Source organism: Streptomyces sp. NPDC056580, from assembly GCF_042793175.1.
Taxonomy (GTDB): Bacteria; Actinomycetota; Actinomycetes; order Streptomycetales; family Streptomycetaceae; genus Streptomyces.
The window spans coordinates 189118-200168 of record NZ_JBHTVE010000010.1 but is presented as its reverse complement, the minus strand read 5'-3'; the positions used below and the strand labels follow the sequence as shown (position 1 = coordinate 200168).

The window sequence follows — 11051 nt, the reverse complement described above, 5'->3', positions numbered from 1 at the left end:
GAAGGCCAGTGCGGCGCAGCCCGCCAGGCCGATCGCCGGCAGCACCCGGGTCCGTGGGGCCGGGCTCAGCGTCCAGGCCGAGGCGTTGGCGACAGCGTAGTAGGCGAGGACGCCGAACGAGGAGAAGCCGATCGCGCCGCGCACGTCCACCGTGGCGGCGAGCACGGCGACCACCGCGCCCACGGCCAGTTCGGCCCGGTGCGGGACCCGGAACCGTGGGTGCACGGCGGCCAGCACACGGGGGAGATGGCCGTCGCGGGCCATGGCGAGGGTCGTCCGGGACACCCCGAGCACGAGCGCGAGCAGCGACCCCAGCGCGGCCACCGCGGCCCCCACCCGGACCAGCGGCACGAGCCCAGGCACCCCGGCCACGCGCACCGCGTCGGCCAGCGGCGCCGCCGCCTGCCCCAGACGGCCTGCCCCGAGCACACCGAGAACGGCCACCGCGACCGCCGCGTACACCACGAGGGTGATACCGAGAGCCAGCGGAACGGCACGCGGAATGGTGCGCTCCGGATCCCGCACCTCCTCACCGAGCGTGGCGATCCGCGCGTACCCGGCGAACGCGAAGAACAGCAGGCCGGCCGCCTGGAGCACCCCGCCGGGCCCGGTCGCGGGACCGGGACCGAGCCGCCCCGCGTCCAGGTGCCCGGAGGTGAGGCACGCGACGACCACGGCGGCGAGGACCGCCAGCACCACGGCGACGATCACCCGCGTCAGCCATGCCGACTTCTGGATACCGCCGTAGTTCACGGCGGTCAGGGCCACCACGGCCGCCACCGCCACCGCGTGCGCCTGCCCCGGCCACACGTACGCCCCCACGGTGAGCGCCATGGCCGCGCAGGAGGCCGTCTTGCCGACCACGAACGCCCAGCCGGCCAGATACCCCCAGAACTCGCCCAGCCGCTCCCTGCCGTACACGTACGTCCCGCCCGACGCCGGATAGCGGGCGGCCAGCCGGGCCGAGGACATCGCGTTGCAGTAGGCCACCACGGCCGCGACGGCCAACCCCGGCAGCAGCCCCCGCCCGGCGGCACGGGCGGCCGGACCCAGGGCGGAGAACACGCCCGCCCCCAGCATCGCGCCGAGGCCGACGACCACGGCGTCCCGTACGCCCAGGGTGCGCCGCAGCGCGGTGCCGGAACCTGTCATGAGCGGCACCCTACTGATCACCGCAACCGGCGGATGGACTAGAGGCGTCCTCTTAGTCGACAGGGCACGAACACGCGCGCGTCGACAGCCGATCCTCACCGGATCCTCAGGGATCGGAGAGTGCGGACACAGCGCGGGAGGGCAGGTTCACGGCATGAGCATCATCGGTTGGATCATCCTGGGGCTTCTGGCCGGAGCCATCGCCAAGGTCTTGCTGCCGGGCCGCGACCCGGGCGGCTTCATCGGCACGACCCTCATCGGCATCGCGGGCGCGTTCATCGGCGGCTACATCTCGTCCCGCTGGCTGGACCATCCGATCAGCAAGCACTTCTACGACGGCGCGACCTGGGCCGCCGCGATCGGCGGCTCACTGGTCCTGCTGATCGTCTACCGCATCCTGTTCGGCAACTCGCGCGACTGAGGCGGGCGCGGCGGGACGCCGGGGAGCGACCGGGCGAACGAAGGGTGGGCACCGCCTGGTGCCCACCCTTCCTGCGCGTGACCGGCGCCGGACTGTGCCGTCCTACCGGTAGTTGACGAACTGCAGCGCGAAGTCGAAGTCCTTGCCCTTGAGGAGGGCGATCACGGTCTGCAGGTCGTCGCGGCTCTTGGAGCTGACCCGCAGCTCGTCGCCCTGGACCTGCGCCTTGACGCCCTTCGGGCCCTCGTCACGGATGATCTTGGCGACCTTCTTGGCGTTCTCCTGGGAGATGCCCTCCTCGATCGTCGCGAAGATCTTGTACTCCTTGCCGGAGAGCTGGGGCTCGCCCGCGTCCAGCGCCTTCAGCGAGATGCCGCGCTTGATCAGCTTGGACTGGAAGACGTCGAGGATGGCGTTCACCCGGTCCTCGGAGTTCGCCTCCATCAGGATCTTCTCGCCGGACCACGAGATCGAGGCACCCACGCCCTTGAAGTCGTAGCGCTGCGAGATCTCCTTGGCGGCCTGGTTGAGGGCGTTGTCGACCTCCTGCCGCTCGACCTTCGAGACGATGTCGAAACTGGAGTCGGCCATGTCCTGTGGCTCCTTGTATCGGGGTGCGTATCGGGTGCGTGGCGGCGGCCGCCGAACCCGGCGTGACGCCGGGCCGCATCCGCACCAGCCTAGCCACCCGGGACCCGGCGGGTGGAGATCAATCGGGTGGCGAAGCACCCCCGCGCATCGGGTATTGTTTACGTCGTTGCCACGGAGCGCCGCCGAAAGACGGTTCGAGGGGCAGCGACCCCGGCGGTGTGCCCGAGCGGCCAAAGGGAGCAGACTGTAAATCTGCCGGCTCAGCCTTCCCAGGTTCGAATCCTGGCGCCGCCACACGGGAACAAAGGCCCCGTGACCTGCGAGTACAGCAGGTCACGGGGCCTTTGTCGTGGCCCGGGACGGCCATCAGGTCTACGGGTCGGGGGCCAATAGGGACCGTCTGGTCACGGGTAGGCGATCGGGCTGCCCACCGCGGCCATGCTCGTGCTCAGGGGCCCCAGGAACTCGAAGCGCAGGATCGTCACCCCGGCCACGCGGAACCGGCGGAGCTGAACGCTCTTGCCGGAGGTGAACGTGTAGTCCCTGAGCATTGACCCGTTCGTCTTGTCGATGATCCGGATGGTCACCGGCCCGGCCAGCGAACCCGACTGCCCGTCAATGCCCAGCGTGGCGTCGAGTGTTCGGTACTTGCCGCCGAGCTGAAGGTCTATGTCGGCCTTCTCGGTCGCGCCGCAGCCGATCGTGCACTTCACGACCCATCCGGTGTTGAAGGCCGCGTCCCCGATGGGGATGTTCTCCTCGCTCTGGAAGGTGCACCGTCCCATGACGCAACTGTCGGGCGTCAACTGGACGCCCTCCGGAACGTTGCTGCCCGACAGGGCCACCGGCAGGGGCTTGCCGACCGGCTCCTGCGCGGCGCCGGTCGGCTCGGACGTCACCGGGTCCTGCGGGAGCGGCGCATCCGCGTCGCCGCCGTCCGGTGAAGTGTCCGCGGGGGCCGGCCGGGAACGCGGGCTCCGCTCCGTCGGCTTCGGCCGTTCCGCGGAAGGGGTCTGCTCGGGCTGACCGCACTCGGGGCCGCCACCGCAGACGGGGCCTTCGGCGCTGGTCCCCCCTCCGCCGTCACCGCCGGACTGGGCGGCGTAGAGACCGATCAATGCCGCGACGACTGTGGCCGCGGCCCCGATCCACGCCGTTCTCGCCCCGCCGTCACTCCCAGCAGACATGCAATGCCTCCATCGCCCCCCTGGCACAGGAGGAGCCATCTTGACGGGTCAGTGGCATGGCGGCAAACGGGTGATGTGCACCGGCTTGGCGAACCTACGGGCAAGTAGTCTCATCTTTCCTGATCAGCACGGTTGGTTGGAAATGATCAGACTCAGAACCGTCGGGGCGAGTACTGAACCCGGCGTAGCCGCGGATCATCTGTCGGCCGTAGGGAGGAGTCGGCCGCTCGGTCGTTCCGTCTCGTCGTCGCCCGCCTGCGGACGTCGGGTGCCGAGAAGGCCGAAGGCCCGAGGCACTCGCGGCGGCGCTCGATGAGGCCGTCGGTGAAGAGCAGCAGGGTGGAGTGGGGCGGCAGCGGGACGCAGGCGGAAGCCCGGGGGAGGTCGGGGTCCAGTCCGATGAGCAGGCCCCTGCCCGTGTTCAGGTAGCGGGGCCGCCGTCCTGGGTGGTGAGGAGCGGTGGACGATGCCCACCCGCTCCACCTGCCCGGTCTCGTCGACGAGGTCCACCGCGCACCAGTCGGCCGGCCACCGGGTCAGCACGTGGCACACCCGTCGCAGGCCCTCCTCCACGTTGAGGGTGCTGTTCAGCGCCCTGCCGGTGCCGGCGAGGGACAGCCACTCAGGCGCACCGGTGTTTCCCGGTCCGGCGTCCCGGCGTCGGGGGAGGGGCGAGCGCGGGCTCCGCTCCTGCGGTGGCGCCGGCCGGCGGGCACACTGGCCGCATGGCATCCCGTCGCAGAACCTGTCCTGTGTGCCGCCGTGACATCGCCGTCGTCGCGGGTCGCTTCGCGCGGCACGACCCGCCCGGGGTACGGGAGAACGCCGAGCTGGTCTCCTGCTCCGGGTCGCGGCTGCAGGCGCAACTCGGAGCGGTCCAGCCGGCGTTGGACGGGTACGCCGTGCCGGACTTCCCCGGGCAGCTGCCCCTCTTCTGAGCCGTGAGCGGCCTGCAACTTCTGAGCCGTGAGCGGCCTGCAACTTCCGGCCGGTGGACGGACCGTGGCCCTTCCGGCCCGTGAGCGGCCTGCAACTTCCGCCCCGTGAACGGACCGTGGTCCTTCCGGCCCGTGAACGGCCCGTAGCCCCGCGGCCGGAGGACGCCCGGCCGGCGGTCTCAGTTACCCGCGACCGACTTCACGGCCACCGACACCGGCGTCGAGCCGCTGATCAGCTCCAGCGTCAGACCGGCCGTCGCCGAGGTGTCCACCAGCTCCGCCAGCACGGCCGCCACGTCGTCCCGCGGGACCGAGCCGCGGCCGGTGTGGGCCTCCAGGCGGACCAGACCGGTGCCCGGTTCGTCCGTCAGCGCGCCGGGCCGCAGGATCGTCCAGTCGAGGGTTTCCTGCCGGGTGACGTACGCGTCGGCCTCGCCCTTGGCGCGCAGGTACACGTCGAAGACCTCGTCGCCCTGGTGCCCGGGATCCGCGCCCATCGAGGACACCACCACGAAACGGCGCACACGCGCGCGTACGGCCGCGTCCGTGAACAGCACCGCCGCGCCCCTGTCCACCGTGTCCTTGCGGGCCGCGCCGCTGCCCGGGCCCGCGCCGGCCGCGAAGACCGCCGCGTCCGCGCCCTGCAGATGTGCCGCGACCTCCTCCACCGAAGCGGACTCCAGGTCGAGCAGGACCGGTTCGGCGCCCGCCGCCCGCAGGTCGTCGCCCTGCTCCGCCCTGCGGATGATCCCCGCGACCTCGTCCCCGCGCGCGGAGAGCACCCGCTCCAGCCGCAGCGCGATCTGACCATGACCACCAGCGATGACAATGCGCATGATTCCGACCGTACGCCGGAAGCGGCCTGTGCGCCGCACGGGTGAACGGCGCGCCGGACGCCGTCGTTCCACGCCCGCTCCGGACGCCCGCACGGCAGCACACCCCGCACCGACACGAACGCCCCCACGACACGGACACCCTCACGGCAAACGGCCGCCACGGTGGACCCTCAAAGGGCAGCGGACGCCCGCCCTACGACAGCTCCCCCCGCCCCTGCCTCGGCAGCCCCAGCTCGGCGGCCGCCGCCGAGTTGCAGTACTCGCGGACCGCGCTGGTGCGCGCCACCACCCGGCCGCGATGCACCACGATCCGGCTGTAGGCGAGGGAGAGGGCGCCGGACAGGCGGTCGCCGCGTACGGCCAGCAACTCGGCCGGGAACCCGGCCTCTACGCGCACCTCGGGCAGACCCAGGGCCTCCCGGGCCGCGGTGCTGACCGCCTCGTAGGCGTCCTCGGGGCGCAGCCCGTGCGCGGAGGCGAGGAGATAGGCGGCCTCCAGCGGGTCGCCACGGCCGACGGGGTTGGCGACGTCCCGGAGGGCGCCGCTGCCGGCCACGACCCGGACCCCGGCCGCGCGCAGCAGCCGCACCGGCGCCGCGCCGCGCCGGTCCGCGGCGCCGCAGCCGCCCTGGGGGAGGCACACCACCGTCACTCCGGCCGCGGCGAGCTGCTCCGCGAGCCGGGAGGCGGCGTCGGCGGGCAGGCGCGCGAGACCGGCGCAGGGGCCGATCGTCACGCCGGGGCGCAGCCCCCCCGCCATGGCCACGAGCCGGGAGAGCCGGGCCGGGTCGGTGGCGTCCGTGTGCAAGTCCACCGGGCAGCCGTGCTCGGAGGCCACCTCCAGGACGGCCTCCACGTAGCCCGTGGGATCCGGGTCCGTGTCCGGGCAGCCGCCCACCACCGACGCGCCCATCTTCAACGCGTCCCGGAGCATCGCGAGCCCGTCGGCCCCCGCCACCCCGGTCAGCAGGCGCGGCATCGCCACCGTGGTCAGCTCCGCGAGGCCGAGCAGCGAGCGCCGGGCCTGCAGTACGGCGCCGAGGGCGCCCAGGCCCTGAACGTCGCCCACGCGTACGTGCGCGCGCGCCGCCGTCGCGCCGTGCCCGAGCTGGAGCAGGGCCGCCTCCGTGGCCCGGCGCTGGACGTCCTCGGGGGTGTACGAGACCGGTCCGGGCTGTTCGGCCGACAGCGCGGTGTCGCCGTGGGCGTGCGGCTCGGCCGGGGCCGGCAGGAGCAGGTAGCCGCCGAGGTCCACGCGGGAGGTGCCCGGCCGGGGCGGGCCCGGGGTCAGGCTGCCGGCCGTGCCGACGGCCTCGATGCGCCCGCCGCCGAGCCGTACGTCCACGGTCCGGCCGTCGGTCAGCCGCGCCCCGCACAGCAGCACCGCGGCCTGGTCGGGCTGCCCGCCGGAGGATCCCGGCTGGTTCGACGGCCACGGGGGCGGCTGCGGATGGCTGTCGGGCATCGGACTCCAGGTTCGGGCCGGGGGCTCGGGGCGGGGCCGCGCGAGCGGGGCCCGGACGTGCGCCGGACTCAAGATCACGCGGAGTGGGTCGAGCCTAGGGCGGTGAGCACGGTGGGGCGCGGAGGAGCGCAATAGTCGTACCGGCGTGGTCCGCCCGTGCCTGGAGGTCCGTGACCCGCGGCGACGTGTGGTGCGGACACGCGCGTGGGGCGCGTCACGGAAGGCCGCGGGCCCGCGCCGCAGGGGGCTCGCGGGGGCGGCCGGAGTGTCCCGGGAGTGTCCGCGACCACCCGGGAACGGCGGTGCGGCGGGGGGCGGGATACGGATTTGGGCGAACGGCTGCGGACCGTGTAATGTCTTCATCGCTCGCCCCAATAGCTCAGTCGGCAGAGCGTCTCCATGGTAAGGAGAAGGTCAACGGTTCGATTCCGTTTTGGGGCTCTGGTGTGAGAGGTTCCCGTCGAAAGACGGGGTCCGATCGCATCACAGCGGTGTAGCTCAGTCGGTAGAGCAAGCGGCTCATAATCGCTGTGTCACCGGTTCAAGTCCGGTCACCGCTACTGACAGTAGCCGATTGCGGGGTCGGTCCTTCGATCGGCTACTCTTTTTTGCGTTGAATCAGTCCATCTGTTCGTCTTAGGAGCACTCACGTGGCTGCCACCGACGTCCGCCCGAAGATCACGCTGGCCTGCGTGGAGTGCAAGGAGCGGAACTACATCACCAAGAAGAACCGGCGTAACAACCCGGACCGTCTTGAGATGAAGAAGCACTGCCCGCGTTGCAACGCGCACACCGCGCACCGCGAGACGCGATAAATCAGGCTCGTACGTGAGGCCGCCCCCGCAAGCTGGGGGGCGGCCTCACGTCGTTTCACAGGCTGCTGAGACCAGACACGCTGCTGAGACCAGGAGGTGCCGGGCCAATGGCGCTCGACCAGTCCTTCGTGGGGCGGACCTATCCGCCCACCGCGCCCTACGAGGTGGGCCGGGAGAAGATCCGCGAGTTCGCCGAGGCGGTAGGGGAGACCAATCCGGTCTACACGGACCCGGAGGCCGCCAAGGCGTTCGGTCACCCGGACGTGATCGCCCCGCCGACCTTCGTGTTCTCCATCACCTTCCGGGCCGCCGGGCAGGTCATCGAGGACCCGCAGCTCGGGCTCGACTACAGCCGCGTGGTGCACGGCGACCAGAAGTTCGCCTACGCCCGCCCGGTGCGGGCCGGTGACCGGCTCACGGTGACGTCCACCATCGAGGGCATCAAGTCCCTCGCGGGCAACGACATCCTGGACATCCGCGGCGAGGTGCACGACGAGGCCGGCGAGCACGTGGTGACCGCCTGGACCAAGCTCGTGGCCCGTGCGGCCGAGGAGGCGTGAGGCGACCGATGACCGCGAACATCGCGTACGACGACGTCGAGGTCGGCACCGAGCTGCCGGCGCAGACCTTCCCCGTGACCCGCGCCACCCTGGTGCGGTACGCGGGCGCGTCCGGGGACTTCAACCCGATCCACTGGAACGAGAAGTTCGCCAAGGAGGTGGGCCTGCCGGACGTCATCGCGCACGGCATGTTCACCATGGCCGAGGCGATCCGCGTGGTCACCGACTGGACCGGTGACCCGGGCGCGGTCGTGGAGTACGGCGTCCGCTTCACCAAGCCGGTCGTCGTGCCGAACGATGACGAGGGCGCGGTGATCGAGGTCAGTGCCAAGGTCGCGGACAAACTCGACGACGGGACGGTGCGGGTCGACCTGACGGCCAAGAGCGCGGGCCAGAAGGTGCTGGGCATGTCCCGGGCGGTCGTGCGACTGGCCTGACGGCTCCGGCTGCCGGCAGTGAGGGGCGTCCACCACGGGTGGGCGCCCCTCACGCGTTTCCGGGCGCCTTGCGGAGTTAGTGATTGAGTACTAACTTACTTTCCATGCCCAGGATGAGTGCGGAGGAGCGGCGTGAGAGCGTCGTTCGCGCGGCGATCTCCGAGTTCGCGCAGAAGGGGTACTACGGCACCTCCACCGAGGCGATCGCCAGACGGGTGGGCGTCTCGCAGCCGTACCTCTTCCGGCTCTTCGCGGGCAAGAAGGCGATCTTCGTCGCGGCGTCCCTGCGGTGCGTGGAGGACGTCTGCCGGGTCTTCGCCGGGGCGGCCGAGGGGCTGGAGGGCGAGGAGGCCCTGCACGCCATGGCCGGCGCCTACGTGCGCCTGATCACGGAGCAGCCCGAGAAGCTCCGGATGCAGATGCAGACGTACATCGCGGTGGCCGCGGCGGAGGCGGAGGGGGACCGGGAGTTCGGCGAGGCGGTGCGGGCCGCCTGGATGCGGCTGTGGGACACCGTCCACCTGCCGCTCGGCGCGGACGACAGCGAGACCACGACCTTCCTGGCGTACGGGATGCTCGTCAACACCCTCGCCGCCATGGGGTTCCCGCCCGGGCACCGGGTCTGGCAGGCGATGTACCCGTCGGCCCGGGTCACCGGCCCGCTCCGGAGCTAGGGCGGAGCGGGGGCGGGACCGGTCCTCGTTTCATGGGCGCGAAAGTTAGTCATCAATAACTAATCAAGGCTGGAACACCCTCAGGGGGAGAGATGTCACAGCAGACCGCACGACGCGGGGGCGCCGTATGGGCCCTCGTCATCACCAGCGTCGCCGGATTCATGGCGGCCCTCGACAACCTCGTCGTCACCACCGCGCTGCCCTCCATCCGGGAGGACCTGGGAGGCGCGCTGGACGACCTGGAATGGACCGTCAGCGCCTACACGCTCACCTTCGCCGTCCTGCTCATGACCGGCGCCGCGCTCGGCGACCGCTTCGGGCGCCGCCGGCTCTTCCTCGCGGGGCTCACCGTCTTCACCGGCGCCTCCGCCGCCGCGGCCATGGCCCCCGGCATCGGCTCCCTCATCGCCGCCCGCGCCGTCCAGGGCGTCGGCGCCGCCGTGCTGATGCCGCTGACCCTCACCCTGCTCACCGCCGCCGTGCCCGCCGCCAGGCGCGGCATGGCCTACGGCATCTGGGGCGCCGTCAACGGCCTCGCGGTCGCCTCCGGTCCGCTCATCGGGGGCAGCCTCACCGAGCACATCTCCTGGCACTGGATCTTCTGGCTGAACGTCCCGCTCGGCCTGGTCCTGCTGCCGCTCGCCCGGCTGCGCCTCGCCGAGTCCCACGGCGCCGGCGCCCGGCTCGACCTGCCCGGCACCGTGCTCGCCAGCGGCGGACTCTTCGGCATCGTGTACGGCCTGGTCCGCGGACCCGCCGACGGCTGGACCGACACCACCGTGCTGACCGCCCTGTTCGCCGGGAGCGCGCTGCTCGTGGGCTTCGTCCTCTACAGCACCCGCGCCACCGCCCCGATGCTGCCGATGCGGCTGTTCCGCTCCCGGGCCTTCGCCGGGATCAACGCGGCCAGCCTGCTGATGTTCGTCGGCATGTTCGGCTCGATCTTCCTGCTCAGCCAGTACATGCAGGGCGTGCTCGGCTACTCGCCCACCGAGGCGGGGCTGCGGATGCTGCCGTGGACCGGCATGCCGATGCTCGTGGCACCCGTGGCGGGCATCCTCTCCGACCGCGTCGGCGGCCGCCCGGTCGTCGCCACCGGCCTGTTCCTGCAGGCGGCGGGCCTCGGTTACATGGCCTACGTGGTCTCCGCCGACGTCTCCTACGCGGCCCAGCTCCCCGGCCTGGTGATCAGCGGCATCGGCATGGCCCTGTACTTCGCGCCGGCCGCGAACCTGGTGATGTCCAGCGTCCGGCCGCGGGAACAGGGCATCGCCTCCGGCGCCAACAACGCGCTGCGCGAGGTGGGCGGCGCGCTCGGCATCGCGATCATGTCGTCGATCTTCTCCGCCCAGGGCGGCTACGCGAGTGCCCAGAACTTCGTGGACGGTCTGCGCCCCGCCCTCGTCACCGGCTCGGCGGTGGTCGCCCTCGCCGGCCTGGCCGCCCTGCTCGTCCCGGGCCGGCGGCGGACGCCGGGCACCGAGGAGGCCGCCGGCCGGCCCGGACGGGCCTCATCCGCACCGGCCGCCGAGGCGCTCTCCGCCTGACGCCGAACCGCGCCCGCACGCGCACGTGGCTCCCGCCGAGGCCCACGCGCGCGTGCGGGCGGCTTGTCGGCGGGGGGTCAGTGTGCTGTCAGGGGTGGCTGGCACGGTGGTGCTCGTGAACGGCGCGGGGGACCGGGCCGGGAGCTGGGAGAGGTGCCCGGAGTGGTTCATCGGGGACCGAGAGCATGTCTTGAGGTCGGGTCCTCCAGGGCCTGCGCAGGTTCGAATCCTGCCCTCTCCGCCTGACGTCGTACGGCATCGCACGCGCGCGTGGGTCTCTTGTCGAGGCTCACGCGCGTGTGTGTTCTGCCGTGTGCGCGCGCGTGCGGAGCTTGTCGGCGGGGGGTCAGTGTGCTGTCAGGGGTGGCTGGCACGGTGGTGCTCGTGAACGGCGCGGGGGACCGGGCCGGGAGCTGGGAGAGGTGCCG

General features: G+C 72.2%; 13 protein-coding genes, 3 tRNA genes and 1 pseudogene. 11 read left to right on the top strand and 6 right to left on the bottom strand.

Translation table 11 applies throughout. The features are described from left to right. Nucleotides 1-1152, bottom strand: a 1152-nt coding sequence (locus tag ACFQ9Z_RS23620) for an APC family permease (RefSeq protein WP_383022086.1), incomplete at its 3' end; no start/stop codon positions are given. Between the two features lie 154 nt (nt 1153-1306). On the opposite strand from ACFQ9Z_RS23620, the gene ACFQ9Z_RS23615 reads away from it, so the two are divergent. Next, entirely contained in the window at nt 1307-1573 is a 267-nt protein-coding gene (locus ACFQ9Z_RS23615) for a GlsB/YeaQ/YmgE family stress response membrane protein (RefSeq protein WP_143627954.1), read from the top strand. A gap of 102 nt (nt 1574-1675) precedes the next feature. On the opposite strand, the gene ACFQ9Z_RS23610 is transcribed toward ACFQ9Z_RS23615, so the two are convergent. After that, a complete protein-coding gene (locus ACFQ9Z_RS23610; protein WP_143627952.1) occupies nt 1676-2164 on the bottom strand; it encodes a YajQ family cyclic di-GMP-binding protein in 489 nt (162 codons plus the stop codon). Nucleotides 2165-2376: 212 nt separating this feature from the next. On the opposite strand from ACFQ9Z_RS23610, the gene ACFQ9Z_RS23605 reads away from it, so the two are divergent. Then, nucleotides 2377-2458 (top strand) — tRNA-Tyr (locus tag ACFQ9Z_RS23605). 110 nt (nt 2459-2568) lie between these two features. Here ACFQ9Z_RS23605 and ACFQ9Z_RS23600 read toward each other — a convergent pair. Further along, the gene (locus tag ACFQ9Z_RS23600) at nt 2569-3063 is read right to left on the bottom strand and encodes a hypothetical protein (RefSeq protein ID WP_383022083.1); all 495 of its coding nucleotides are present in this window, start codon (nt 3061-3063) and stop codon (nt 2569-2571) included. 440 nt (nt 3064-3503) lie between these two features. Next, on the bottom strand, nt 3504-3746 hold the full coding sequence (locus ACFQ9Z_RS23595; RefSeq protein ID WP_383022408.1) for a SpoIIE family protein phosphatase: 243 nt from the start codon (nt 3744-3746) through the stop codon (nt 3504-3506). Between the two features lie 330 nt (nt 3747-4076). Here ACFQ9Z_RS23595 and ACFQ9Z_RS23590 point away from each other — a divergent pair, with 330 nt between their 5' ends. After that, on the top strand, nt 4077-4289 hold the full coding sequence (locus ACFQ9Z_RS23590; RefSeq protein WP_383022080.1) for a hypothetical protein: 213 nt from the start codon (nt 4077-4079) through the stop codon (nt 4287-4289). Nucleotides 4290-4468: 179 nt separating this feature from the next. Here ACFQ9Z_RS23590 and ACFQ9Z_RS23585 read toward each other — a convergent pair whose 3' ends face one another. Together ACFQ9Z_RS23585 and ACFQ9Z_RS23580 are read right to left on the bottom strand one after the other, a co-directional pair. Then, the gene (locus ACFQ9Z_RS23585; RefSeq protein WP_383022077.1) at nt 4469-5125 is read right to left on the bottom strand and encodes an NAD(P)H-binding protein; all 657 of its coding nucleotides are present in this window, start codon (nt 5123-5125) and stop codon (nt 4469-4471) included. A gap of 193 nt (nt 5126-5318) precedes the next feature. Then, the gene (locus ACFQ9Z_RS23580; protein ID WP_383022075.1) at nt 5319-6590 is read right to left on the bottom strand and encodes an amidohydrolase family protein; all 1272 of its coding nucleotides are present in this window, start codon (nt 6588-6590) and stop codon (nt 5319-5321) included. A gap of 368 nt (nt 6591-6958) precedes the next feature. Between ACFQ9Z_RS23580 and ACFQ9Z_RS23575 the strand changes: the two genes are divergently transcribed. The 8 genes and pseudogenes from ACFQ9Z_RS23575 to ACFQ9Z_RS23540 all read left to right on the top strand — a co-directional run bounded on the left by ACFQ9Z_RS23575 (nt 6959) and on the right by ACFQ9Z_RS23540 (nt 10864). Next, a tRNA-Thr gene (locus tag ACFQ9Z_RS23575) sits at nt 6959-7031 on the top strand. Nucleotides 7032-7077: 46 nt separating this feature from the next. Next, nucleotides 7078-7150, top strand: a tRNA-Met gene (locus ACFQ9Z_RS23570). Nucleotides 7151-7240: 90 nt separating this feature from the next. Next, entirely contained in the window at nt 7241-7405 is a 165-nt protein-coding gene (gene rpmG / locus ACFQ9Z_RS23565; RefSeq protein ID WP_003948671.1) for a 50S ribosomal protein L33, read from the top strand. Nucleotides 7406-7512: 107 nt separating this feature from the next. Beyond that, nucleotides 7513-7965 (top strand): MaoC family dehydratase N-terminal domain-containing protein, encoded by a 453-nt coding sequence (locus ACFQ9Z_RS23560; protein WP_281294177.1) that lies wholly within the window; start codon nt 7513-7515, stop codon nt 7963-7965. Nucleotides 7966-7973: 8 nt separating this feature from the next. Continuing rightward, the gene (locus tag ACFQ9Z_RS23555; RefSeq protein WP_383022072.1) at nt 7974-8402 is read left to right on the top strand and encodes a MaoC family dehydratase; all 429 of its coding nucleotides are present in this window, start codon (nt 7974-7976) and stop codon (nt 8400-8402) included. A 104-nt stretch (nt 8403-8506) separates the two neighbouring features. Beyond that, nucleotides 8507-9076: a TetR/AcrR family transcriptional regulator gene (locus tag ACFQ9Z_RS23550; protein WP_383022070.1), complete on the top strand. Its 570-nt coding sequence runs from the start codon at nt 8507-8509 to the stop codon at nt 9074-9076. A 92-nt stretch (nt 9077-9168) separates the two neighbouring features. Beyond that, the gene (locus tag ACFQ9Z_RS23545) at nt 9169-10623 is read left to right on the top strand and encodes a DHA2 family efflux MFS transporter permease subunit (RefSeq protein ID WP_383022067.1); all 1455 of its coding nucleotides are present in this window, start codon (nt 9169-9171) and stop codon (nt 10621-10623) included. Between the two features lie 147 nt (nt 10624-10770). Continuing rightward, a pseudogene (locus tag ACFQ9Z_RS23540) lies at nt 10771-10864 on the top strand. The last annotated feature ends 187 nt before the right edge of the window (nt 10865-11051 follow it).

Bases quoted from the DNA above. Each gene is read 5' to 3' on its own strand.
- ACFQ9Z_RS23585 (WP_383022077.1), bottom strand. From the start codon at position 5,125: ATGCGCATTGTCATCGCTGGTGGTCATGGTCAGATCGCGCTGCGGCTG.
- ACFQ9Z_RS23615 (WP_143627954.1), top strand. From the start codon at position 1,307: ATGAGCATCATCGGTTGGATCATCCTGGGGCTTCTGGCCGGAGCCATC.
- ACFQ9Z_RS23580 (WP_383022075.1), bottom strand. From the start codon at position 6,590: ATGCCCGACAGCCATCCGCAGCCGCCCCCGTGGCCGTCGAACCAGCCG.
- ACFQ9Z_RS23560 (WP_281294177.1), top strand. From the start codon at position 7,513: ATGGCGCTCGACCAGTCCTTCGTGGGGCGGACCTATCCGCCCACCGCG.
- ACFQ9Z_RS23555 (WP_383022072.1), top strand. From the start codon at position 7,974: ATGACCGCGAACATCGCGTACGACGACGTCGAGGTCGGCACCGAGCTG.
- ACFQ9Z_RS23610 (WP_143627952.1), bottom strand. From the start codon at position 2,164: ATGGCCGACTCCAGTTTCGACATCGTCTCGAAGGTCGAGCGGCAGGAG.
- ACFQ9Z_RS23545 (WP_383022067.1), top strand. From the start codon at position 9,169: ATGTCACAGCAGACCGCACGACGCGGGGGCGCCGTATGGGCCCTCGTC.
- ACFQ9Z_RS23590 (WP_383022080.1), top strand. From the start codon at position 4,077: ATGGCATCCCGTCGCAGAACCTGTCCTGTGTGCCGCCGTGACATCGCC.
- ACFQ9Z_RS23550 (WP_383022070.1), top strand. From the start codon at position 8,507: ATGCCCAGGATGAGTGCGGAGGAGCGGCGTGAGAGCGTCGTTCGCGCG.